The organism is Desulfonatronum lacustre DSM 10312 (assembly GCF_000519265.1).
Lineage (GTDB): Bacteria > Desulfobacterota > Desulfovibrionia > Desulfovibrionales > Desulfonatronaceae > Desulfonatronum > Desulfonatronum lacustre.
Genome location: NZ_KI912608.1, coordinates 3,040,983 through 3,064,195, shown reverse-complemented (window position 1 = coordinate 3,064,195; position 23,213 = coordinate 3,040,983). Strand labels below are relative to the sequence as shown.

Here is a 23,213-nt window from a genome sequence, read left to right as displayed (position 1 = left end):
CATGAGCGATCTGGACGCCTGCAAGGTGTGGCTGAACGAGGTCAACTGGGACATGATCCACGAGGACGCGGTGACCATGTTCCTGGAATGGGGCAACAACAACTGGCACGACGCCATGCGTCAGCCCGTGCGGGGCTCGAACGAGTACTCGATCTACTTCGTTATCGACACCTGGGAGGAGCCTAAGGTGGTGCTGATGAAGATGACCAACTACGGCTCCACGACCCTGTGCGAGAAACGGCTGCCCGAGGATCTGGCCAAGCGGTACCTGGAGTCCATCGGCGGACTGAAGGGGATTCACGAGCTGAGCCCGGAAATCAAGGAATGGCTGACGACCGAGTTGGAGAAGAAGTAACGTTCGGAGAAAAGAGACCGAACGTCACGGTCCGGCTCTCTCCTCCCGGCTGATCCGAAACAGTCCCTCCAAAGAGTCCCCGGAGCTCTCCGGCGTCGCGCTCGTTCCGAGGGCCCGGTCCAGGGCCTGGTCCAGGGCCTGGACCCCGGCCCGGAGTTCCTCGACGCTTCGGGCCCGCAAACGCAGTTCCACGGTGTCGGATTCAAAGTTCGGGCTGGGGGTGATGTCCCAGCGGGACGAGCCGAAAAATCGTTTGGCCAGATCCGCGAAGCGGCGTTCCATCCGGTCCAGGTGGGGATAGCGGAGTGCCTTGGCCTGAGTGGTCAGATTTTGCAGGGCGTCCTGGGGGGCGAGACCGCTTTCCAGCACCTGCTGGGCTGCGGCGGCTTCCAGGGCCTGGCTCAGGGACCACCCGCGGCCCAATGCCGTTTCCTTGAGCAGGGTCAGCCACTGAACGGCCCGGCCTTGGGACCATTTCCAGGCCGTAAAATACGGCCGCAACGCTTCCAGTTCGTCTTGACGGAGCGTAGCCAGAGTCGTTCCCGCGGCCAGGGGGACGTTGCCGGCGTACAGCAGATCGTCCCAGGACGCGGGTAATTCGAGCCAGGTGAGATACTTTCGCCACATCCCGGAGCGAGGCGGGACGCCCAGCAGGGGAGCAACGCGCCGGGTCAGCTCTTCCGGTTCAAGCAGCGGCTGAAAATACCGCAGAGCCTGGACGCGCATGGATTCGTCCAGGGGCCGATGAATATTGGCGTGCAGGTAGAGCAGTCCGTCCTCCAGCGGCGATCCCGGCCCGGGCAGACACCTCGCCGCGATTTCCCGGCCCGCTTGGGCCAGAAAGGTCGCCCTGCGGTATCCGGACAACAGCCTGTAGCCGCCCTCCCCCTGGCCTCCTCCGTCCTTCCGGCCTTCCCGATTCCTCTGCCCTTCCCGGTCCTCTTGGACCCGGACCAGGACGGGGTCCAACTGCCCCACGGCCAGCAACGACCGGCACAACTCCTCGGGAGGAGGACCGGCCCAGAACAAACTGGTCCCCGAACAATCCAGCTGGGACGCATAAACCCTTATCCAGCCTGTCATTTGAGAGCCTCCCTTGACATTCTTCCAACCCCGTCTCTATAGGTGCAAAGCTTATAACAGCGCATCATCATCGCCTGACGGCGTCAACCCTTACCCAACACAATCCCTGAAGGAGGCCGAATGCAGGATAAGCTCAGCACCCAACGCACATACGCCCTGGTCGGACATGGAGGCAGCGGAAAAACATCCGTGGCCGAAATGTTGTTGTTCAACACCTCGGTGACAAATCGCCTGGGCAAGATCGACGAGGGCACCACCTGCCTGGATTACGAACCCGAGGAAGTCAAGCGACGGGGCGGCATTCAGCCCGGATTCGGCCATTACTCCTGGAAAAAGAACCAGCATTTTCTCATCGACGCGCCCGGGGACAACAATTTCTGCGGCGACCTGCCCTACCTTCTGAGCGCCGCTGACGGAGCGGTCTTCGTGATCGACGCGGTGGACGGCGTCAAGCCCCTGACCAAGCGGTTCTGGGCTGAAGTGAAAAAGGCCGGTCTGCCTGCCATGGTGGTCATCAACAAAATGGACCGGGATCGGGCCGATTTCGAGATGGCTTTTGGCGGATTGCAGGACATCCTGGGCATCAAGCCGGTCCTGCTGCATCTGCCCCTGGGCTCGGAGACCGACTTCAGGGGGGTTGTGGACGTTCTGGCCGAGCAGGCCTTGCTGTTCGACGATGCCGGGAACCTCAAGCCCGGTGAAATGCCCGGGGACCTGGCCGACCAGGTGGCGACCCTCCGGGAGACCATGATGGAGAACATCGCCGAGAGCGATGAGGAACTGATGGAAAAGTATCTGGAAGAGGGTACGCTGACCCTGCCGGAAATGCTGGGCGCTCTACGCAAGGGCGTGCTCTCCGGCGAGCTGGTGCCGGTGACGGTTTGCGCGGCCCTGGCCAACCGGGGCGGCCCGTTGATCCTGGACGTGATCCAGGACCTGATGCCCTCTCCCCTGGACCATGCCGACTGGACCGGAGCGGATGGCGAACAGCGCCCCTCCAGTCCCGACGCTCCGGCGGCCTGCTTTGTCTTCAAGACCATCGCCGATCCCTTCACCGGTCAGCTCAGCGTGTTGCGCGTGCTCTCCGGCGTCGTCACCCCGGACATGGCCCTGTTCAACCCCGGCAAGGACGCCAGGGAGCGGCTGGGGCAGCTCCTGATGCTCCAGGGCAAAACCACCACGCCGTGCAAGGAACCCCTGGGGCCGGGGGCCATCGTCGCCGTGGCCAAGCTGAAGAGCACCGCCACCGCGGACACCCTGTGCGACGAGAAAAAGCCCTTCCGACTGGCCGCCCCGCAACTGCCCACGAGCATGATCACCTATGCCCTGGGCGCGGAGGAAAAGGGTGAGGAAGACAAGGTCTACGCCGCGGTCCAGAAGCTCCTGGACGAAGACGTGACCCTGAGCCTCTCCCGTGGCCAGGAAACCGGGGAGATGCTGCTGTCCGGCATGGGCCAGATGCACATCGAGACCGCGGTGGAGAAGTGCCGCCGCCGCTACAAGGTGAACATCGTGCTCAAGCCGCCCAAGGTACCCTACCGCGAGACCATCAAGGGTCGGGCCGAAGTTCAGGGCCGACACAAGAAGCAGTCCGGCGGGCGAGGCCAGTTCGGGGACTGCTGGATCCGGATGGAGCCTTTGCCCCGTGGCGCGGGTTACGAATTTGTGGACGCCATCGTCGGCGGAGCCATTCCCCGACAGTACATCCCCGCCGTGGACAAGGGCATCCAGGAGTCCTCCCTGCGCGGGGTCCTGGCCGGATATCCCCTGGTGGACTTCAAGGTCACTTTGTTCGACGGCTCCTTCCACACCGTGGACTCCTCGGAAATGGCCTTCAAGGTGGCCGGGTCCCTGGCCTTCAAGAAAGGGGCCGAGGAAGCCAAGATCCAGCTTCTGGAGCCCATCGTGCTGATGACCGTGTACACCCCGGACGAGTTCATGGGCGACATTATCGGCGACCTGTCCAGCCGCCGGGGCAAGGTCCTGGGCACGGACTCCCACGCGGGGGTCACCGAAATCCGGGCCCACGTGCCCATGTCCGAAGTCCTGGAGTACGCCCCGACCCTGCGCTCCATGACCGGAGGCCAGGGCACCTTTGTCATGGAATTCGACCACTACGAGGAATGCCCGCCGCCAGTGGCGGAAAAGGTGGTGGCCGAGTCCAAGGTCAAGGATGAATAGGGCTTTGCCCGGGGTTTTGCCCGGGGCTTTGCCCGGATCAAGGACCGGAGCCTGCCTGAGGCTTGACCGGGCCGATTGAGGTACTATCTCTGCACTTAAGCTGCCGGAACAGGGGAGAACTCCTCGTGTTCGGTTGCAAAGGGGCGGCTTTTAGCCGCCCCTTTGCATTTGGCCCACCTGACCAATTAACCTCTGAACCCAACACAGGGTGAGCAAAGAAGGAGATTGTGAGCGGACTTGGTGAACACAGTTTGACGACGTTGGAACTGGCCCTGGAATGGCAAAGCCCACAAGCCCGGCATCAGGAGCGGTATCTGGCCCGGCGCGTGAACCTCTGGCGAGACGTATTTCCGCCCGGATTCAAGGAAGCCCTTCTGGGCAAGGCAGTGGGCGACACGGTGGAGAAAACGTATCAACCCGGAGAAGCCATCCCGGATCATGACCCGAAGCTGATCCATCGCGTACCCCGGTCCCGATTCCAGCGCCGGACCGTGGGCGGACGGGTCATCGAACCGGCCCGGGGCCGTTTTTACCCACGAGGAATACTGGGGGACATGCTCGGGGTGTACCCGCAGGACTCCCGACCAGGACGGATTATCGAGCTGGATGCCTCGAACATGGTCGTGGACCTGAACCATCCCCTGGCAGGCTTTCCATTAACCCTGCGGGCCACGATCCTGGACTTGGCGGACAAGGCCACGGAAACCGGAGGGCGGCTGACCTGCTGGCTGGAGGAAATCGCGGACAGCGGGCCGGGCATGCAGCGCCGCCACGGACGCCCGACCAGCTTTGATCTGCAAAATGGACTGCGCCGCCTGGATGAAACTGAGGACACGCTGTTCTACGCCGCGCCCCGGATCATCGGCCACGTGGACGCCCAGGCCGGGGCGTTTCTGGAGCAAACCTACGCCGACTCCCTGTCCTCCTTGCCGTCAGGCGCGAAGGTTCTGGACCTGATGAGCAGTGTCCTGTCCCACATTCCGGAACATCTCGACCTCCACGTAACCGGACTGGGCTTGAACCTGGAGGAAATGGAAGCCAACCCCCGCCTGGCCGACCGGGTGGTCCACGATCTGAACGCGGCCCCCAAGCTGCCCTTTCCGGACAAGAGCTTCGACGCCGTGACATGCAGCCTGTCCATCGAGTACCTGACCTCCCCACAGGCGGTCATCGCCGAGTGCGCCAGGGTGCTGCGCCCCGGCGGGATGCTGCTGGTGGGGATTTCCAGCCGCTGGTTCCCGACCAAGGCCGTGCGGATGTGGATGGATCTGCATGAATTTGAGCGCATCGGCCTGGTTTTGGAGTATTTTCAGACCCTCCCGGCCTTGACGGATTTGCGAACCGTAAGCATCCGCAACTGGTGGCGGCCCGAGGACGACCCGCACATCGACCAGACCCTGACCAGCGATCCGGTCTGCGTGGTCATGGGGACGGTCCAGGACTGATCGGCCAGGGAGAATTGGAAGAAAAAGCCCCGAGGCTCGGCGTCCGCGAGGAATGCGGTCCGAACCCCGGGGCTTTTTTTGTGGAAGATCGGGCCCTCACCCAGCCCGGTCGATGCCCTTGGCCCCGATGTCCCGGCGCAGATATTTGCCTTCGAAATCGATCAAATCCGCGGCCTGATAGGCGGCGGCCCTGGCCGCGGCCAAGCCCGGGGCCAGGGCGGTGACGCCCAGGACCCGGCCTCCGGAGGTTACGAGCCGCCCCTCCCTCAGAGCCGTGCCGGCCTGGAACACGGTGACCCCGGGCACGGCTTCGGCCCGGTCCAATCCGGAGATGGGCATGCCCTTGGGGTAGGCCCCGGGATACCCCGGCGCGGCCAACACCACGCACAGCCCCGTCTTTTCCGACCACCGCACCGGAACCTGGGCCAGCCGTTTTTCGCAGCAGGCGGACATGATTTTCGCCAGGTCGGACTCCAGGCGGACCATCAGCGGCTGGCATTCCGGGTCTCCGAAGCGGACGTTGTATTCCAACACGTACGGCCCCTTGGCCGTGAACATCAGTCCGGCATAGATGACCCCCTGAAAGGGTTGCCCCTTTTCGGCCAGCAACCGGGTCAGGGGAGTGATGGTCGTCTCGGTCAGTGCGGCAAGCTTGTCCTCGGGCAGGATCGGGGCCGGGCAGTAGGCGCCCATGCCCCCGGTGTTCGGGCCGGTGTCGTTTTCGCCCACGGGCTTGTGGTCCTGGGCCGAGGGCAGGGGAACCACGGTCTTTCCGTCGCAAAAGGCCAGCAGTGAGGCTTCTTCGCCCACCAAGGCCTCCTCGATGATCAGCCGCTCCCCGGCCGCGTCGAAGATCCGCCGGACCATGATCGCGTCAATGGCCTCCAGGGCTTCTTCCCGGGTCTTGGCGATGATCACTCCCTTGCCCGCGGCCAACCCGTCCGCCTTGATCACCATGGGCAAGGAGTGCTTTTTGGCATACTCCCTGGCCTCGTGGGCTTCCTCGAAAACCTGGAAGTCCGCCGTGGGGATCCCGGCCTTGCGCATCATGTTTTTGGCAAAGACCTTGCTTCCCTCCAGCCGGGCGCAGAAGGCGCTGGGTCCGAAACAGGCGATGCCTTCGTTGGCCAGAGCGTCCTTGAGCCCCAGGACCAGAGGCAGTTCCGGGCCGGGGACCACCATGTCCACCTTGTGTTCCCGGGCGGCGCGGACCAGGCCGGGTATGTCGTCGTCCGTGATCGGTAAATTCTCCCCCATCCCGACCGTGCCCGGATTTCCGGACGCGATGAGCAAGGTCTCGACCAGAGGGCTTTGCTTGAGTTTCCAGGCCAGGGCGTGTTCGCGGCCACCGGATCCGACGAGCAGGATGCGCATGATGCAACTCCAGGGGAAAGGCTTGAGGTTCGAGGCGGTAATTTTTCAGCAGGGAGTTATGTGGGGGACGGATGATCTGTCAAGCAGGGTGGACAAACGCCTGGTTCACTCTTAAAACCTCGGACTGGTACAATACGCGAATCAAATCCCGGGCCGCGCGAGATGTTCGCGACGAAGCCGGAACGAGTTCGACGTCCGGATTGACTCCAAAGGAGGACTATCATGGCCAGAAAAGTGCTCATTGACCAAGACGAATGCATCGGGTGCGGAGTTTGCGAGGAGATGTGTCCGGAAGTGTTTCACCTGGACATCGGGACGGGCAAGGCGGAGGTGATTCAGGAAGAGGGTGGCCCGGAAGATCAGATTCAGGAGGCCGTGGACAACTGCCCGGTGGAGTGCATTCACTGGGAAGGATAGGGGCAATGGCCTGCCGCGGCGCGTTCACCTCGGACCGAAACCCGCAACAAACGCTTTTCGCGACCCATTGCTGGCCCGAGGGCGAAGTGCGCTGCCCCCGCTGCGGACAGCGATCCGTCTATCCGCTCAAGGACGGTCGCTACCGTTGTGGGGAGTGCGTGTACACCTTTCACGACTTCACCGGCCGCTGGCTGAATCGGTGCGCGCTCTCACGAGCCCAGTGGATGGCCCTGATGCGCTTGTTCGTGGAGGGCGTCCCGGTCACGGAAATGGCCGGAGAAGTCCAGGCTTCCTACGAAACCACGCTCAAGGCGGTGAACACGCTGCGGTTCAGCCTCCTGGCCGGAGACCCGTCCTTTGCGCCGCTGTTCGACGAACAAGGGGAACTGCGCAAGCACTGCCGCAAGAACAACGCCGCCGGAAATGACCACTGCCTGGGCAGGGGAGCCCCGGTGTTCGCGTTGCGCCGATCGCCCGGAAGCATTCGCTTTGAGCTGCTTCCCGACCTGGATGTCCGGGAAATTCTCGGACGTCCGTTACGCAAGCGCATCTGGCGCACCCTTGTCTACACCGAACCCGCCGAGGGCCGCGAGGCCCTGTTTTTCGCCTGCTGCGGCAACCTGCGTAAACTGTTCGCCAAGAAGTGGAATCAGGAATCCCTCCCCTTGGACGCGGACCGGACATTTTGGCGGTTCGCGGAGGCCTGGCTGACCCGCTACCGCTGCTTCACCCCGGAATGCTGCCCGCTGTATCTCAAGGAACTCGAATTCCGCTTCAACACGCCTCAGGAGAACTGGCTCCCCCTCCTCCTGAAGCATCTTTGCCAGCCGAAGCCGTCGAACTGAGCCGCCCGTCCAAGTAGGCGGTCCCCTCCCCCAGCACCGCTCGCTTGAACACCTCCACCCCGATCCGTTCCATGAACCGGGCGGTCCGCTCCCGGGGCTTGGCCTTGGCGGCGTAGAAATTCAAACAGGCCCGGGTCAGTTCCACGGCCTGGTCGTCGGTCAGGTCCCTGGCGATCACGTCCCCGACCCGGGGGCGTCCGCCGCCGTTGCCGCCGAAGATCAGGGTCCAGCCTTTTTTCTTCCCGAACAGCCCCACGTCCCGGATATAACTCTCGCAACAGTTCATGCCGCACCCGGAGAGACCGAACTTGGTCTTGGCCGGCAATTCCATGCCCATAATCGCCGAATCCACCTTGCGGCCCAGTTCCAGGGAATCCAGTTGGCCGAACTTGCACCAGCGCGAGCCCGGACAAGCCTGGATGTAATGCACGCCGACGGGCTTTTTCGGGCCGTCCGGAAACCCCAAGGCCCGCCAGATATCCGCCGCGGCCTCCGGCCCGTGCCCGCCGATGGCCAGCCGTTGGGCCGAGGTGATCTTGAGCAGGGGGATGTCGTGCTTGCGCACCGCCGCGGCCACGGACTCCAGATACTCCGGCGTGATCAGGCCCATTTTGGGACCGGGCAGGATGTTGTAGGATTTCAAAGGTAGGGTCTTGGACATGATCGTCTCCTTGTCGTTGGTGCTTGGTTTCGAGCGACTCTACCACAGCGACGGACACGATCCTTGACCTGGATCAATTCCGGATCAACCGGCTCAAGCCAAACCTCACCGGTGTTCGCGACGGATCGATTGGATCATTTCATCGAGCTGATGCAGGAAACGTGAGCGATCCTGTTTTTTGAGCGGCGCAGGCCCTCCCGTCATCTCCCCGGAGCTGCGAAGTTCCGCCATCAGGTCCCGGATTGCCACGGCTGAGCCGATGCTTTCGGCGGTGAAGGGTTTTCCGGTTGGGCCGACAACGAGCGCACCCTTTTTCAGGCAGCGGTCGGCCAGCAGGATGTCGGCGGTGACCACAATGTCGTGGATGCCGACGTGCTCGACAATCCAATCATCAGCCGCGTCAAAACCGCCTTTCACCACCATGAGCGCCACCCGCTGTTCACGGGGTACGTGCATCCGAGAATTGGCCACCAGCGTCACATCAAGCTGGTACCGGCTTGCGACGCGATACACCTCCTGCTTGACCGGACATGAGTCGGCATCAATGTAGATGTGCAGCAATTGCATTCATCCTTTGGGCTGATGAGTGGAAAGAACCGTGAGGGTCGGCCCTGATTCAAGCCGCCAGATACGCCCGCAAGGCGTCCATCCGGCTCTGGGCCGTGAAATAGCCGTGGTCGTAGAGGTCGTAAAGCTTCCTGGGTTCGCGGCAGATCCGGCCCACGCCCATGGTCGTGTCCGGCCGAATGACAAAGGCCTCGCCTCGGGCCTCCATGTCCCGGATCGCGGCCAGGGTCTCGTTGTAGACGTCATGGCGGCGGGCCAGCATCCGGTGCATGCCCGCAAGCTCGGGATGCCGCCATCTGCAGGCCCAGCCGCTTTTACCCGGCTTTTTGACGTACCCGTCCGGCTGGGTGAGCACGATCACCCGCTTGGCGTGGCCCTGGTCCATGCAGACGCGGACGGGGACCGGGTCGGCGATGCCGCCGTCCATGACCATCCGCCCTTCGTAGCGCACCGGGGAGGAAATCACCGGCAGGCTGGCCGTGGCCCGGAACACCTCGTCCACGGAGTCGTCGGTCCGGGCGAACCCGCCCTTCTCCAACCAGACCGCCTCCCCCTGCTCGCAGTCGGTCAGGCCGACCCAGAACGTCACGGGACTGTCCCGGAACGCCGCGTAGTCAAAGGGGATGATCCGCCGCGGAATGACCCGGAAGATGAACTCCATGCCGAACAAATCCCCGCCGCGCAGCAGCCGCATCCAGCTCAGATAGCGCCGGTCCCGCACGAACCCGATGTTCACCATCCGGTTGCGCTCCGGCTGCCGGGCCACGTAGTTGGCCCCGTTGCACGCGCCCATGGACACCCCGTACACCGAGGCGAACCACAGCCCCTCATCCATGAGCCGCCGCAACACCCCGGACGTAAACACCCCCCGCAGCCCCCCGCCTTCCAGCACCAGGCCCGCGTTTGTCAGCTTCATGGCGATCTTTTCCTCAATGACCGCGCCCGACAGCCCGGCTTTGCGGTCCTGTGCGTGCAGGGTCCGCAGTCGTTCACGATGCGTCCGCGACACGGCGATTGCGCTCGACTCGACGATGATGCCTTCTCCTCCGTCATGCGATTGCTTCCACTCCAATTGTAGTTTAAAAGTCCAACCATTCGGTATTTTACCGGTTTCCTGTGATGGATTCAAAACATCCCGACACTTGAAGAATTGAACCGCCCGCTCGTCTTTTGTCTCCTGTTGGAATTGCAGGTGACGTTCCAGCGCGTAATCCATAAAGATCAAGGCCCAGGAGAAATTAGGATATGGCGCGTAAAATGTCCAAGGAATGAGTAAGGAGGGGGGATTGGAACGACCTGGGAAAACCCTGATGGCGAAAACTGAGACGAACAACACCGATTTGGCCCGCGCCGAGATTCTCTGGAAATCGGCTGATGCCCTGCGCGGGCAGATCGACGCCGCCGAGTACAAGCACGTGGTCCTCGGCCTGCTCTTCCTGAAGTACATCTCCGACTCCTTCGAGGCCCGTCGCGATGAGCTCAAGGTCGAGTTGGAAGCCGACGGCATCACCGGCCCACAACTCGAAGGCTTGCTGGAGAACCGCGACGAGTACACCGCCGAGCGGGTCTTCTGGGTGCCGCCCGAGGCGCGCTGGCAGAACCTCCCAAACCAGGCCGCGCGGCCTGACATCGCCACGCTGATCGACGATGCCATCCTCGCCGTGGAGCGCGACAACCCGAACCTCAAGGGCAAGCTGCCGCGCGACTACGCCCGCCGCGGCATCGCGCCGGAGAAGATGAAGGGCCTGATCGACCTGATCGCCGACATCGGCTTCAAGGGCGACCGCGCCAAGGCCCGCGACACGCTCGGCCGCGTCTACGAGTACTTTCTCGGCAAGTTCGCCCAGGCCGAGGGCAAGCTCGGCGGCGAGTTCTTCACGCCGCGATGCATCGTGCGCTTGCTGGTCGAGATGCTCGAACCCTACGAGGGCCGCGTGTACGACCCGTGCTGCGGTTCGGCGGGGATGTTCGTGCAGTCGGAACGTTTCGTGGAGGCCCACGGCGGACAGAAGACCGACATCTCGATCTTCGGCCAGGAGTCGAACCCGACCACCTGGCGACTGGCGCACATGAACCTCGCCATCCGCGGCATCGAGGCCAACCTCGGCTCGCAGCCCGCCGACAGCTTCCTGCGCAACCTGCACCCCGACCTCAAGGCCGACTACATCCTTGCCAATCCCCCATTCAACATCTCGGACTGGTCGGGCAAGCTCCTGGCCGACGACGTGCGTTGGCGCTACGGCACGCCGCCGGTCGGCAACGCCAACTACGCCTGGATCCAGCACTTCATCCACCACCTCGCGCCGCCCAATGGCCACGGCGGCGGGGTGGCCGGCTTCGTCATGGCCAACGGCTCGCTCTCCACCGGCTCCGGCGGCGAGGGCGACATCCGCCGGCGCATCGTCGAAGCCGATTTGGTGGACTGCATCGTCGCGCTTCCGGCCCAACTCTTCCTGACCACCGGGATCCCCGCCTGCCTCTGGTTCCTGACCCGCGACAAGACAGGCAAGAACCTCAAGCATGGCGGGCGCGACCGCACAGGCGAAACGCTGTTCATCGACGCGCGCAAACTGGGCACCATGCAGACCCGGACGCTGCGCGTACTGACCGGCGGCGACGACGGCGAGAGCATGCTGGCCGACGGCATGGGCGACCCAAACTTCGATTCCGACCTCGGCCGCATCGTCTACGCCTTCCGCCAATGGCGCGGCGAGCCCGCGCCCGAATGGTGGGACGAGGCCGAACACGGCAAGTGGGCCTACCGCGACATCCCCGGCTTCTGCAAGACCGAGACCATCAAAGGCATCGGCAAGCACGGCTTCGTGCTCACCCCCGGTCGCTACGTCGGTGCCGAGGCGCAGGAGGACGACGGCGAGCCGTTCGCGGAGAAGTACCCGCGCTTGTTGGCGGAGTTGGAGGAGTGCTTTGGGGAGGGGGAGCGTTTGATGGCGGTGGTGCGGGAGCGGTTGGGAGGCTTGCAGAATGGCGGCTGATGCACTGTTTCAATCAGCTCCCGCGAATTGGGAGTGGGAACTCATGGGCGAAGTCTGCCGCCGTGGCGGTGGTGACATCCAGACGGGCCCGTTCGGAAGTCAGCTTCACGCATCTGATTACGTGGCGATTGGCGTGCCTTCAATCATGCCGCAGAACATCTCTCAAGACCGCGTAGATGAGGGAGGGATTGCTCGCATCACCCCAGGCGATGCAGAGAGGCTTTCTCGGTATCTCGTGAAACCAGGTGACATCGTCTACAGCCGACGTGGTGACGTGGAACGCAGGGCGCTGATTACGGAAAAGGAGAACGGCTGGCTCTGCGGAACCGGTTGTCTTCGAGTCCGCTTTGGCGAAGGAGTCGTAGATCCACGCTATGCATCGTATTTTCTGAGTCATCCCGCGTCGCGTGAGTGGGTTGTGCGTCATGCCGTTGGCGCAACGATGCCCAATCTGAATACTTCGATATTAGGGGCGCTTCCATTTCTGCTGCCCCCAACCAACGAACAACGCGCCATCGCCGCCGTCCTCGGCGCATTGGACGACAAGATCGAGCAGAACCGGCGGACGGCACGGGCGCTGGAGCGGCTGGCGCGGGCGATCTTCCGGGCGTGGTTCGTGGACTTCGAGCCGGTCAAGGCCAAGGCTGGCGGCGCGACCGCCTTCCCTTCCATGCCGAAGCCCGTCTTCGACGCCCTGCCTACCCGCTTCGTCGACTCCGCCATCGGCCCCGTGCCGGAGGGGTGGGATGCCGGAACGATTAGTGACCTGGCAACCATCTCGAAGACACAGGTCAAACCGCAGGAGAGCCCTGATGAGATTGTCGATCATTTCAGCATCCCCGCATTCGATGCAGGGATGCGTCCTGTCGTCGAGGCGGGAAGCGCCATCAAGAGCAACAAGTTCCTCGTCGTAGAGGGGTGTGTACTTCTGTCTAAGCTGAACCCGCGAATCGCGAGGGTATGGCTTCCACCAAGGCCTCGCGGCAGGAAACAGATCGCATCGACTGAGTTTATGGTCTTTGTGCCGAGCCAGATCTCGGATCGGCACTACCTGTATTGCCAGTTCCAACAGGCCGCCTTTCGCGAGGAACTCGCACAGGGTGCATCCGGCACATCAAACAGCCATCAACGGGTGCGACCCGGGGATGTCCTCAATCGACCGGTCACCGTGCCCCCGGCATCAACTCGGGAGGCGTTCGCTGGTATCGCCGACTCGCTGTTTGCACTTGTGGCTAAGAATCACGACGAATCCGCCAAGCTCGCCGAGATGCGCGACTACCTTCTACCCAAGTTGCTGAGCGGCCAGGTCCGTGTGGAGGCGGCGCCATGAATGGACGAGATGGGCGGGGTCGGGGGGATGGGCGGGAGCCGCTGCTGCCGAAGCATGGGGGATACCGGCGGCTGAAGAGCTTCCAGGTGGCGCAACTGGCCTATGACGTGACCGTGCGCTTCTGCAACCGCTACATCGACCGGCGCAGCCGCACCCACGACCAGATGGTGCAGGCGGCGCGCTCGGGGGTGCAGAATATCGCCGAGGGGAGCGTGGCCAGCGGCACCTCGAAGAAAATGGAACTGAAGCTGACCAACGTGGCCAAGGCCAGCCTCGAAGAACTGCGCCTGGACTACGAGGATTTCCTACGCCAGCGGGGCTTGGCGCTGTGGGTGCCGGACGACCCGCGGCGCAAGATGCTGGTGGCCCGCCGCTGCACCACCGTGGACGAGGTGGCGATCTGGGTTCGAGATCATGGATTGGCTGGACCCGATGGACAGATCGATGGACAGATCGGACTTGATGCCCGGTCCATGCCGTCCATGCAATCCATGCAATCCATGTATTCTGGCGCTGCGGCCAATGCGGCGCTGGTTCTGATCGGCGTGGCGATCTCGTTGCTGGACCGTCAAGTTCAGGCGCAGGCCGCCGCCTTTGAGCAGGAAGGCGGCTTCACTGAGCGGCTCTATCGAACCCGCCAACAGCCCCGGAGGCAGTCATGAGTGCTGTTTCGGAACACAGCGTCGAGGATGTCGCCGCCGTCTACTTCGGCGCAATCGGCGCGGCCACCAAACGCGGCGTCGAGATTGACGACGCAGGCGAGCGTGGCAAAGCCACCGAGGTCGTGCTGAATGGCCGCCTCGGCGCGGCCCTGCATCGCCTCAACCCGGACCTGCCCCACGACACCGTCGAGGAGGTGGTGCGCATTCTGTCGCGCCCGCCGCATCCCACGCTGCTTCAGAACAATCGCTGGTTCCATGCGCTGCTCACCGATGGCGTCGAGGTCGAATACCGTGATGCCCGAATTGGTCATGGGAACGGTGAAACACGCGGAGGACGCGCGCGCCTCATCGATTTCGACAAGCCGACGGCGAATGATCTCCTCGTGGTACGCCAGCTCAGTGTCGCCGGAGCTTCACAAAAACTTATCCGCCCGGACCTGACGGTATTCCTGAACGGCCTGCCGGTCGCGGTCATCGAGTTGAAGGACCCGACCGACACCCAGGCCGACCTCGGCGTCGCCATCGACCAGCTCGACCGCTACATGCAGACCGCCCCCGACCTGTTCGTGCCGAACCTGCTGCTGGCGGTCTCGGACGGCATGCTGACCCGCGTCGGTTCGATCACCAGCGGGCGCAGCCGCTTCATGCCCTGGCGTCCGCTGCACGACGACGGCGGCGGCGCGCCAACGCTGGAGGCGCTGATCCGGGGGCTGTTCGAGCCGCGGGCGCTGGTGGACTACCTGCGGACCTGCGTCACCTTCGAGGAGGACGAAAGAGGCGACATCGCCAAGAAAATCGCGGGCTACCACCAGTTCCGCGCGGTGCGCAAGGCGCGGGCCAGCGTGCTGACGAGTCTCAGGCCGCCCTCAGGTGAGGGCGACGGTCGCGGCGGCGTGATCTGGCACACCCAGGGGTCGGGCAAGTCGCTGACCATGCTGATGCTGGCCGGTGCGCTGATCCGCGAACCGCGCCTGACCAACCCGACGGTGGTCATGATCACCGACCGCAACGATCTCGACGATCAGCTCTTCGACACCTTCGCCGCAGGGCGTGCGCTGCTCCGCCAGCCTCCCGTCCAGGCTGAGAGCCGGGAGCAACTGAAGGCGCTGCTCGACCGCGCGGCGGGGGGCGTGGTGTTCACGACGATTCAGAAGTTTGCCGAGGCGCACGGTGTGGTGTCGGACCGATCCAACGTGGTGGTGATGGCCGACGAGGCGCACCGCAGCCAGTACGGTTTTGTCGAGGGCGGCGCGCGCTGGATGCGCGAGGCGCTGCCCAACGCCACCTTCATCGGCTTCACCGGCACGCCGCTGGAGCGCGACGACAAGAACACGATCCACGTCTTCGGCGAGTACGCGGACGTTTACGACATCCGCCAGGCCGTCGAGGACGGCGCCACCCGGCCGCTCTACTACGAGTCGCGCATCATCAAGCTGAAGGTGAACGAGGAAGGCTCGCGCGTCGCCGAGGAAAAGCTCGAGTACGCGGCCAATACCGACCGCGACGGGGAGTCGGCGGAGGACCGGATTCGCGTTCCGCTGGAGTCGCTGGTTGGCGCCCAGGAGCGTATTGAACGCCTGGCGGCGTTCATCGTCACGCACTGGGAGAAGCGCCGGGCAGCCATGGAAGGCAAGACAATGATCGTGACCATGAGCCGCGACATCGCCGCGCGGCTGTACGAGGCGATACGCGTACTGCGCCCTGACTGGCACGACGCGGATGACGAGCGCGGCGCGATGAAGGTGGTGGTTACCGGAACAGCCGACGATCCCGAGCCGCTGCGCAGCCATGTGCGGACGAAGGCGGCGCGCAAGCGGTTGGCAGAGCGCTTCAAGGCCCCGGACGATGACCTGCGGCTGGTGATCGTCTGCGACATGTGGCTGACCGGCTTCGACTGCCCGCCGGCGCACACCATGTATCTGGACAAGCCGCTGGCCGGGCACAACCTGATGCAGGCCATCGCGCGCGTGAACCGCGTCTATGGCGACAAGCCCGGCGGCTTGATCGTGGACCTGCTGGGGCTGGCCGACCAGTTGGCCGACGCGCTGGCGACCTACACCCAGGCCGGTGGCACGGGCGAGGCCGTCCGGAGGGTGCAGGACGAAGCGGTGCCCGCGATGCAGGCGGCGTTCGAGAAGCTGCGCGGCTTCTTCCACGGCTGCGACTACGAGCAGGCACTCGACGCGACGCCCGGAGACGTCCTGCCGGTGTACCTGCGTGCCATCGACCACGTGTTCGGCCAGAAGGATGGTTGGAAGCGCCTGAGGACGCTGGTCAAGGAGCTGTCAGCAGCCTTCGCACTGGCGGTGCCGCGCCCCGAGACCGAAGCCATCACGCCGCATCTGGCCTTCTTTCAGCGCGCGGTGGCGATGATCCGCAAGCGGTTGGCCGACGATAGCGGCGGCGGCCCGGGCCACGCTCGCCAGCGCGACATCGACGCGGCCGTGCGCCAAGTGATCGGCGGCGCGGTCGATGCCGACGAGGTGATCGACCTGTTCGCCGTGGCGGGCCTGTCGGAAGCGCGCCTCGACATCCTCAGCGACGAGTTCCTCGGTCGGGTGGCGGCGCTGGAGCAGAAGAACCTGGCCCTGGAGACACTGCGCAAGCTGCTCAACGACCAGATTCGCATCACCGAGCGCACGAACCTTGTCCAGAGCAAGAAGTTCCGCGAGGCCCTTGAAGACGCCATGTTGCGCTACACGAACAAGGCGATCTCCACCGCCGAGATGATCACCCGCCTGATCGACCTGGCGAAGCACCTGCGCGACGCCCGGAAGCACGGCGAGGAACTCGGCCTGAGCAGCGAGGAAACCGCTTTCTACGACGCGCTGGCGGAGAACGAATCGGCCCGAGAGGCGATACAAAGCGACACGCTCCGACTCATGGCCCGGGAGCTCACCGAGATGGTCAGAAACATGCCCAAGCTCGACTGGACCCAGCGCGAGTCGGTGCGGGCAAGCCTGCGGCGCAACGTGCGGCGGCTGCTGGCCAAGTACGGATACCCGCCAGACCTCGCGGAGGGCGCGACACAGCTCGTGTTGCGACAAGCTGAGTTGTCGACGGAGAACGCGGTTCAATCTTGATGTGCACCGGTGATGCGAGAGACCTACACAAAGCGCTGCCGGACAAATTTTCCGCTGCGCTCCAGATTTGCCGCAGAGCGCGGCGTTGGCCTTCAATTAAATGGAAGCTTTGAGAAACATACTTGAAAATCCCCTGCTACGGAACACTCACGCACGAAAACGTAGCGATATCAAGGAACACTTTCCTGAGTTGGAAAGTTGTCCACACGATCACTTCCTTTCTATTCACAAATACATTGAAAGAACGCCACAGCGTTTTTATTCGCAACTTGTTTACAGTAAACTCTTTGGGTGGTTGGAAGATAGAAATCGAGCTAATCAAGGTGCATTGAAACAATATCTGACTGATCATGATGCTGAATTGAACCGTACATTCCTTCATCTCGAAGAAATGAACAACTTAGACTGGCATGATTTTTTTAAGAAACTTGATGATATTGAGGTCATTAGGTTCATCGATCAACAAGTACACCCTTCTTACCTTAGGCTTACAGAATCCGTTTTCACTCCATTTTGTCGTATCGTTGCCTATTTTTCACGTATTGATCGTGGAAGAGGAACAGATGGCTTAGATTTATTCCCAATCGTCGAGGAGATAATAATAAGAACTGTATTGTTTGATGTTGTCACCCCATACAAACACATAGTCCGAAATGCCATTGCCCACGGTGGCATTACATATCTTCAGAACGAAATTCTGTACCGTGACAAGAAAGGAAATGAAGAAAAATATAGCGATAGAGATATCGTTAGGCTATTTGATGATCTTCTTGATTCCTGCAATTCTCTGGCTCTTGCACTTTCCCTTTTCCTTTTAGCACATCAACCAAATGGATACCAATTACCTCAACAATTGCTACTGGAGGAGCTTAAAGCGGAAACCAAAACCCCGTGGTGGGAGGTTGTGGGATGTACACCTTCTAAATTCACGGGATTGAACCAACTTATAATATATGCAAGACCAAACACTGCTGATCACGGAAAGGTTCAGATATCTACATTTCAGACAGGAATTCTTGTTGAAAGTTTTGCGCCAGGCTATGATCGATATTTCTTTTCCATTCGTTCATCTTCAGCTTGGCCTGGTTGGGCGGCATTCGATGGCAAAAAGCTCCATGAATTAAGGAATAAGCAAGATACCATTCTTGAAGATTACAAAGGCGTACTTGAAAACGATTTAGTTTATTATGTCCCACGAATAAAAATACCCCGCTTCGTTGCCCGGATTCAGAATATTATGTTGAGTTTCAAACTTAATATGCCAATTGCTATATCAGAAATAAAAAGGCAAATTGGCCAACCTGAAATATATATCCGAGAAGCAAATACCCATAGGAATGGCTGGGGGGTTGTACTTAATGGGAGCATCTTCATAGAATGTCATAATAGCTCAATAACACAAGATATTATTCGAAAAATTCGAAGGAAAGCGGTGAGAAAAGCTCTCTCGGAAGCACGAAAAAAAACGCCAATGTACAAAATTATCCGCTTTCTTCCCTTGGGTTACGCACGTATTAGCGTCTTCTGTAAAGATTATCGTCGCAGACGTCTCTCAGGGTTTGGATTAGGTCCTCATTTAGTTTGCACAATTCAAATAAAGCGGATTAAAAGAATACGAAGTCCTGATATAATTGGTTCTACTATTGAACAATTAGGTGGGTATCGTATTGCATGGAACCGGGCTTGGCTTAAAGAAAACACAGGCCAACAAACGCATTAGCTCAGATTTGCAATTACGCTGCGCTTCATTTCCATCCGATTGTGCGGAGCGTTATTTAGAAAAAGGAGTCTGATTGATGAATAGCTGGGAACTTTCTAAATCTTTTGACTATAAAAGGCGTGAAATTCGTTATGGGCGGTTGGGTGACGGCCCGCCAATGGTCCTTGTACACGGAACACCCTGGTCCTCATTCAATCTACGTCACTTGATCCAGCGGTTATCCAGGGAGTACACCGTCTTCTTTTATGACTTGCTGGGCTACGGCCAGTCGAGCAAAGATGACGGTGATGTCTCATTGGGTGTACAAAACAAGGTTCTGGATTGTTTGCTGAACCAATGGGAATTGGATGATCCGATTGTCGTTGGTCATGATTTCGGCGGCGCAACAGCCCTCAGAACTCATCTTCTCAATGGTCGGCGCTTTAAAAAGATCATTCTGATTGACCCGGTCGCTGTCTCTCCTTGGGGATCGCCCTTTTTCCGGCATGTAAAGGCCCATGAAGCCGCGTTTGCAGGGTTGCCGGACTATATTCATGAAGCGGTGGTCCGGGCTTATGTGCAAACGGCTGCTTTCAAGCCGCTTGATGAAGCGACACTTGACGGCATTGTTTTGCCATGGACCGGCGAAAACGGGAAAGCCGCTTTTTATCGCCAAATGGCTCAGGCGGATTCCAAATATACCGATGAGGCTCAAGCGCTTTATCATACCATCACTACTCCTACCCTGATTCTGTGGGGACGCGAAGACAGCTGGATACCGCTGGAGCGAGGGCAAGCGCTTCACGGCATGATCCCGAAGTCGACTCTTCGCGTTATTGATGATGCTGGCCACCTCGTCATTGAGGAAAGGCCTGATGAGGTACTAAAGGAAATTTTGGATTTCACTCAGACAGAGAAATAGAGTGGACGAGATGAAACTGAACCACGACAGCATGCATGAGTCTGATTCCATGAAATGACCGGGGACCTTCAAGGGGTGCCAGAGCAGGAAGCTATGACTCGAAACGTACTGATTATTGAGGACAATCCGGGTATTGGTGAACTCGTACGGATGCATGTGGCCGAGCTTGGCATGAACCCCGTTCTTTGTGACCGGGGTGATACGGGTCTTGAACGGTTTCGTGAAGGGGATATCGACCTTGTGATTCTCGATCTGATGTTGCCTGGAATGGATGGGTTGTCCGTGTGTCGCGAGATCCGGGCCGGATCGGGGTATGTTCCGGTGCTGATGCTGACGGCTAAAAACACGGAGTTGGACCGGGTTCTGGGGCTGGAAATCGGAGCGGATGATTACCTCACCAAACCCTTCAGCGTGGCCGAACTCTCCGCGAGGGTGAAGGCCCTGTTCCGGCGGGTGGATGCCATGGCATCCGCGTCGGCCGTAGGAACCAGCAATAACGAGTTGACGGTCGAAGGTCTGCGGATTGATCCGGTGCGCCGCCGGGTGTTTGTAAGGGACCGGGAGGTGGAACTCACCGTACGGGAGTTTGAGCTGCTCTGGCACTTTGCCAGCCATCCTGGCCGGGTGTTCAGCCGTGTCCAGCTGCTGGACACGGTGTGGGGTTACACCCACGAAGGTTACGAGCATACCGTCAATACCCACATCAATCGCCTGCGGGGCAAGATCGAAACGAATCCGGCCCGACCGGAGTTTATCCAGACCGTTTGGGGGGTGGGCTATCGCTTTCGGGAATAATTCATGCTGAAAACGCTCTACACCCGGCTGGCCGCGGGGCTGTTTGTGTTGTTACTGGCCGTCGGCCTGCTGTATACCTTTATCAGCCTCTATTCGTTGCGTGAATACAGTGCGTCAGTAAACCAGGAGTTGCACCGGGACCTGGCAAGGAATCTGGTGTCGGACAGGAACCTGGTCAGCGAGGGACAGCTTGACCGGAGTGCCCTGGAAGAGCTGTTCGCACTGTACATGACCATCAACCCGAGCATCGAAATATATCTGCTGGATCTGGATGGAACCATCCTTTCCTATTCGGCTGATCCGGCAAAGATCAAACGGAAACAGGTCTCGCTGGAACCGCTTCGCCGACTGCTGGAGGACATGAACCGTTACCCCGTACTGGGCGACGATCCCCGTAGTCATGATCGACAGAAAGTTTTTTCCGTGACCCCGGTGCCGTCGGAAGAGAATCCGGATGGATATCTTTATGTGGTGCTGCGCGGTGAGGAATACGATGCCGCGGAAACCATGGCACGGGGTGGGCGGGTGCTGGCGCTGAGCGCCTGGGCTTTGCTGGTCAGCCTGGCGGTGGTGCTGGTCGCGGGGCTGGCGATTTTTCGTTTGCTGACCCGCCGCCTGACAGACTTGACGCGGTTGGTGGAGGCCTTCGAGAACAGCGACATGAGCCGGAAGCCGCCCGTCACTTGGCGCGACAAGCGGCCCGTGGTGCGTGACGAGATCGACTACCTGGGCGTTACCTTTGACGAGATGGCGCGCCGGATTGCCTCCCAGATCGAACAGCTGACGGAAAAGGATGCCCAGCGCCGTCAGCTGGTCGCCCAGGTGTCCCATGATCTGCGCACACCGCTGGCTTCCATGCAGGGCTACATCGAAAGCCTGAAATTACGACGCGATCGTCTTAGTCCGCAAGAACAGGACCGCTTGCTTGATATCGCCCTCAAGGAAGGTCGGCATTTAAGCCGCCTGGTTGATGAGCTTTTTGAGCTTGCCGCCCTTGAGGCCCGTGAGAAGCAGCCCGTGCCGGAGCCGTTCCCACTGGCGGAACTGGTGCACGACGTGGTTCAGAAACACGGCCAGGCAGCGCGGGACAGTCAACTGGAGCTTACCCTGAGCGGAGATCCGGATTTGCCGACAGCCTACGCGGACCTTGCCATGACCGAACGGGTGCTGGATAATCTGATCGGCAATGCCATTGCTTACAGCCCCGCTGGGGGTCATATTGAAGTGGTCGTTGGTCAGGAGGGCGGTGTACCGGGGGTTTGCGTGCACGACACCGGCCCGGGCATTCCAGAGCAGGACCTGCCACATATCTTTGAGCCTTTCTATCGGGGTGCGTCTTCCGGCGCCGGCCATGCCGGGCTCGGCTTGGCGATTGCCCGCAGGATCATGGCGCTTCAGGGCGGTGATATCCGTGTTGAAAATCGTGCCGCGGGGGGCGCATCCTTCTGCATCCTGTTACCGGTCTACATTCCCACTGAGCCGTCGTTATAAAAATGTTATCAACTGGTGAACCGGCTGTGATGAATTTCATGCAAAACAGATTACTGTATTCACAAACAGGAGGTTAAGATTATGAAACGGTATCTGTTCCTGATGTTCACAGCGGCTGTCATGGCATTGGCGGGATTCCAACTGAGCGCTTCCAGCGACATGGACTCGAAGTATGCCCCGGTCGATCGTGATCTGGCTCTTGCCACCTTCGCTGGTGGGTGCTTCTGGTGTGTGGAGGAAGCCTTTGAAAAAGTCCCCGGCGTGGTCGAGGCGGTATCCGGTTACAGCGGAGGCGAAGAGAAAAACCCGACCTACAAGGAGGTCGCGGGTGGTCGCACCGGCCATACCGAGGTCGTACAGGTCTATTATGACCCAACGGTGATCACCTACGAAGGACTGCTTCAGGCGCTGTGGCGGACCGCCAACCCCACGGATGCCGAAGGCCAGTACGTGGACCGCGGCAGGCAATATCGCCCGGCGATTTTCTATCATGACCAGGAGCAGAAACTGGCCGCGGAAGCCTCAGTGAAGGCACTGGAGGAGTCCGGCCGCTATGCCGCTCCGGTCGTGATCGAGATCGTCCCTTTCAAAGTCTTCTACGAGGCCGAGGAGTACCACCAGGATTACTCCAAGAAAAATCCGCTGCGCTACAAGTATTATACCTTCAACTCGGGACGCTACCAATTCATCGAATCCGTCTGGGGAGAAGATATGGAAGTAGATTACTCCCGGTATCGTCCGCAAATCGGTGATGGCCCCGGGCAGGCTGATCGTGGCGAATCCAACCGTCGGCAAATCCAGGTGGAGGGATTCAACCCCGCTACCTTTGAAAAACCGGACGACAGGGTACTCAGGGCTCGGCTGACCAAGGTGCAGTACAACGTCACCCAAAAAGACGGTACGGAGCCCCCCTTTAAGAACGCATACAATGATGAAAAGCGGCCGGGTATCTATGTGGATATTGTATCCGGCGAACCGCTGTTCTCATCCCGCGACAAGTATGACTCCGGCACCGGCTGGCCCAGCTTTACCAAACCTATCAACCCGGATTGGGTGGTGGAGAAAGAAGACAGAGGCTTTTTTTCGGTTCGCACCGAAATCCGCAGCCGCTACGCGGACTCTCATCTGGGACACGTATTCGCCGATGGTCCGGCTCCAACCGGCCTGCGTTATTGCATGAACTCCGCGGCGCTGAGGTTCATCCCAATCGAAGAGATGGAAGAGCAGGGCTACGGCGCCCTGATCAGTGAAGTGGATCAGTGAAGATAACCGGATGCACCGATGTCGTAAAAACGCCCCTCCGCTCGTCG

The 23,213-nt window shown here is 60.7% G+C and carries 19 protein-coding genes; 14 read left to right on the top strand and 5 right to left on the bottom strand.

Translation table 11 applies throughout. The features are described from left to right. Position 1 precedes the first annotated feature (1 nt). Positions 2-355 (top strand): DVU0772 family protein, encoded by a 354-nt coding sequence (locus DESLA_RS0114435; RefSeq protein ID WP_035261878.1) that lies wholly within the window; start codon positions 2-4, stop codon positions 353-355. Between the two features lie 24 nt (positions 356-379). Here DESLA_RS0114435 and DESLA_RS0114430 read toward each other — a convergent pair whose 3' ends face one another. After that, on the bottom strand, positions 380-1,438 hold the full coding sequence (locus tag DESLA_RS0114430) for a hypothetical protein (RefSeq protein ID WP_156932981.1): 1,059 nt from the start codon (positions 1,436-1,438) through the stop codon (positions 380-382). Between the two features lie 120 nt (positions 1,439-1,558). Between DESLA_RS0114430 and fusA the strand changes: the two genes are divergently transcribed. Both fusA and DESLA_RS0114420 read left to right on the top strand, forming a co-directional pair. After that, positions 1,559-3,619 carry an elongation factor G gene (fusA, locus tag DESLA_RS0114425; RefSeq protein WP_028573013.1) on the top strand — a complete coding sequence of 687 codons (2,061 nt, stop codon included), beginning with the start codon at positions 1,559-1,561 and terminating at the stop codon, positions 3,617-3,619. Between the two features lie 227 nt (positions 3,620-3,846). Then, entirely contained in the window at positions 3,847-5,064 is a 1,218-nt protein-coding gene (locus DESLA_RS0114420; RefSeq protein WP_156932980.1) for a methyltransferase domain-containing protein, read from the top strand. A gap of 96 nt (positions 5,065-5,160) precedes the next feature. On the opposite strand, the gene purD is transcribed toward DESLA_RS0114420, so the two are convergent. Further along, positions 5,161-6,438, bottom strand: coding sequence for a phosphoribosylamine--glycine ligase (purD, locus tag DESLA_RS0114415; RefSeq protein ID WP_028573011.1), 1,278 nt, complete (start codon positions 6,436-6,438; stop codon positions 5,161-5,163). 222 nt (positions 6,439-6,660) lie between these two features. Between purD and DESLA_RS0114405 the strand changes: the two genes are divergently transcribed. Together DESLA_RS0114405 and DESLA_RS0114400 are read left to right on the top strand one after the other, a co-directional pair. Further along, positions 6,661-6,855, top strand: coding sequence for a ferredoxin (locus DESLA_RS0114405; RefSeq protein ID WP_028573010.1), 195 nt, complete (start codon positions 6,661-6,663; stop codon positions 6,853-6,855). Between the two features lie 5 nt (positions 6,856-6,860). Continuing rightward, positions 6,861-7,700, top strand: coding sequence for a transposase (locus tag DESLA_RS0114400; protein WP_028573009.1), 840 nt, complete (start codon positions 6,861-6,863; stop codon positions 7,698-7,700). Here the strand turns inward: DESLA_RS0114400 and DESLA_RS20690 are convergent. From DESLA_RS20690 to DESLA_RS0114385, 3 genes are all read right to left on the bottom strand, one after another. Next, positions 7,630-8,361: a ferredoxin-like domain-containing protein gene (locus DESLA_RS20690; RefSeq protein ID WP_084032097.1), complete on the bottom strand. Its 732-nt coding sequence runs from the start codon at positions 8,359-8,361 to the stop codon at positions 7,630-7,632. The genes DESLA_RS0114400 and DESLA_RS20690 overlap by 71 nt on opposite strands. Positions 8,362-8,466: 105 nt before the next feature. Further along, positions 8,467-8,922, bottom strand: a complete 456-nt coding sequence (locus DESLA_RS0114390) for a YaiI/YqxD family protein (protein ID WP_028573008.1) — start codon at positions 8,920-8,922, stop codon at positions 8,467-8,469. 55 nt (positions 8,923-8,977) lie between these two features. Continuing rightward, positions 8,978-9,937 (bottom strand): patatin-like phospholipase family protein, encoded by a 960-nt coding sequence (locus DESLA_RS0114385; RefSeq protein ID WP_169732635.1) that lies wholly within the window; start codon positions 9,935-9,937, stop codon positions 8,978-8,980. A gap of 301 nt (positions 9,938-10,238) precedes the next feature. Here DESLA_RS0114385 and DESLA_RS0114380 point away from each other — a divergent pair, with 301 nt between their 5' ends. The 9 genes from DESLA_RS0114380 (at position 10,239) to msrB (ending at position 23,166) form a co-directional block, all read left to right on the top strand. After that, complete coding sequence (locus DESLA_RS0114380; protein WP_028573006.1) at positions 10,239-11,921, top strand: type I restriction-modification system subunit M; 1,683 nt, start codon at positions 10,239-10,241, stop codon at positions 11,919-11,921. Continuing rightward, entirely contained in the window at positions 11,911-13,251 is a 1,341-nt protein-coding gene (locus tag DESLA_RS0114375; protein ID WP_028573005.1) for a restriction endonuclease subunit S, read from the top strand. Before DESLA_RS0114380 ends, DESLA_RS0114375 begins: the two co-directional genes overlap by 11 nt. After that, entirely contained in the window at positions 13,248-13,913 is a 666-nt protein-coding gene (locus tag DESLA_RS0114370) for a four helix bundle suffix domain-containing protein (protein ID WP_051434712.1), read from the top strand. The genes DESLA_RS0114375 and DESLA_RS0114370 overlap by 4 nt, the downstream gene beginning before the upstream one ends. Then, positions 13,910-16,996, top strand: a complete 3,087-nt coding sequence (locus DESLA_RS0114365) for a type I restriction endonuclease subunit R (RefSeq protein ID WP_028573003.1) — start codon at positions 13,910-13,912, stop codon at positions 16,994-16,996. The genes DESLA_RS0114370 and DESLA_RS0114365 overlap by 4 nt, the downstream gene beginning before the upstream one ends. 100 nt (positions 16,997-17,096) lie before the next feature. Beyond that, on the top strand, positions 17,097-18,716 hold the full coding sequence (locus tag DESLA_RS22550) for a hypothetical protein (protein ID WP_084032096.1): 1,620 nt from the start codon (positions 17,097-17,099) through the stop codon (positions 18,714-18,716). Between the two features lie 76 nt (positions 18,717-18,792). After that, positions 18,793-19,617, top strand: a complete 825-nt coding sequence (locus DESLA_RS0114345; RefSeq protein ID WP_028573001.1) for an alpha/beta fold hydrolase — start codon at positions 18,793-18,795, stop codon at positions 19,615-19,617. A gap of 93 nt (positions 19,618-19,710) precedes the next feature. Then, positions 19,711-20,412 carry a winged helix-turn-helix domain-containing protein gene (locus DESLA_RS0114340; protein WP_028573000.1) on the top strand — a complete coding sequence of 234 codons (702 nt, stop codon included), beginning with the start codon at positions 19,711-19,713 and terminating at the stop codon, positions 20,410-20,412. Between the two features lie 3 nt (positions 20,413-20,415). After that, positions 20,416-21,903 (top strand): sensor histidine kinase, encoded by a 1,488-nt coding sequence (locus DESLA_RS0114335; RefSeq protein WP_028572999.1) that lies wholly within the window; start codon positions 20,416-20,418, stop codon positions 21,901-21,903. Between the two features lie 81 nt (positions 21,904-21,984). Beyond that, entirely contained in the window at positions 21,985-23,166 is a 1,182-nt protein-coding gene (gene msrB / locus DESLA_RS0114330; protein ID WP_028572998.1) for a peptide-methionine (R)-S-oxide reductase MsrB, read from the top strand. The last annotated feature ends 47 nt before the right edge of the window (positions 23,167-23,213 follow it).

Bases quoted from the DNA above. Each gene is read 5' to 3' on its own strand.
- DESLA_RS0114345 (WP_028573001.1), top strand. From the start codon at position 18,793: ATGAATAGCTGGGAACTTTCTAAATCTTTTGACTATAAAAGGCGTGAA.
- DESLA_RS0114380 (WP_028573006.1), top strand. From the start codon at position 10,239: ATGGCGAAAACTGAGACGAACAACACCGATTTGGCCCGCGCCGAGATT.
- msrB (WP_028572998.1), top strand. From the start codon at position 21,985: ATGAAACGGTATCTGTTCCTGATGTTCACAGCGGCTGTCATGGCATTG.
- DESLA_RS0114400 (WP_028573009.1), top strand. From the start codon at position 6,861: ATGGCCTGCCGCGGCGCGTTCACCTCGGACCGAAACCCGCAACAAACG.
- DESLA_RS0114375 (WP_028573005.1), top strand. From the start codon at position 11,911: ATGGCGGCTGATGCACTGTTTCAATCAGCTCCCGCGAATTGGGAGTGG.
- DESLA_RS0114365 (WP_028573003.1), top strand. From the start codon at position 13,910: ATGAGTGCTGTTTCGGAACACAGCGTCGAGGATGTCGCCGCCGTCTAC.
- DESLA_RS0114435 (WP_035261878.1), top strand. From the start codon at position 2: ATGAGCGATCTGGACGCCTGCAAGGTGTGGCTGAACGAGGTCAACTGG.
- DESLA_RS0114335 (WP_028572999.1), top strand. From the start codon at position 20,416: ATGCTGAAAACGCTCTACACCCGGCTGGCCGCGGGGCTGTTTGTGTTG.
- DESLA_RS22550 (WP_084032096.1), top strand. From the start codon at position 17,097: ATGGAAGCTTTGAGAAACATACTTGAAAATCCCCTGCTACGGAACACT.
- DESLA_RS0114405 (WP_028573010.1), top strand. From the start codon at position 6,661: ATGGCCAGAAAAGTGCTCATTGACCAAGACGAATGCATCGGGTGCGGA.
- DESLA_RS20690 (WP_084032097.1), bottom strand. From the start codon at position 8,361: ATGTCCAAGACCCTACCTTTGAAATCCTACAACATCCTGCCCGGTCCC.
- DESLA_RS0114430 (WP_156932981.1), bottom strand. From the start codon at position 1,438: ATGACAGGCTGGATAAGGGTTTATGCGTCCCAGCTGGATTGTTCGGGG.
- DESLA_RS0114370 (WP_051434712.1), top strand. From the start codon at position 13,248: ATGAATGGACGAGATGGGCGGGGTCGGGGGGATGGGCGGGAGCCGCTG.
- purD (WP_028573011.1), bottom strand. From the start codon at position 6,438: ATGCGCATCCTGCTCGTCGGATCCGGTGGCCGCGAACACGCCCTGGCC.
- DESLA_RS0114340 (WP_028573000.1), top strand. From the start codon at position 19,711: ATGACTCGAAACGTACTGATTATTGAGGACAATCCGGGTATTGGTGAA.
- fusA (WP_028573013.1), top strand. From the start codon at position 1,559: ATGCAGGATAAGCTCAGCACCCAACGCACATACGCCCTGGTCGGACAT.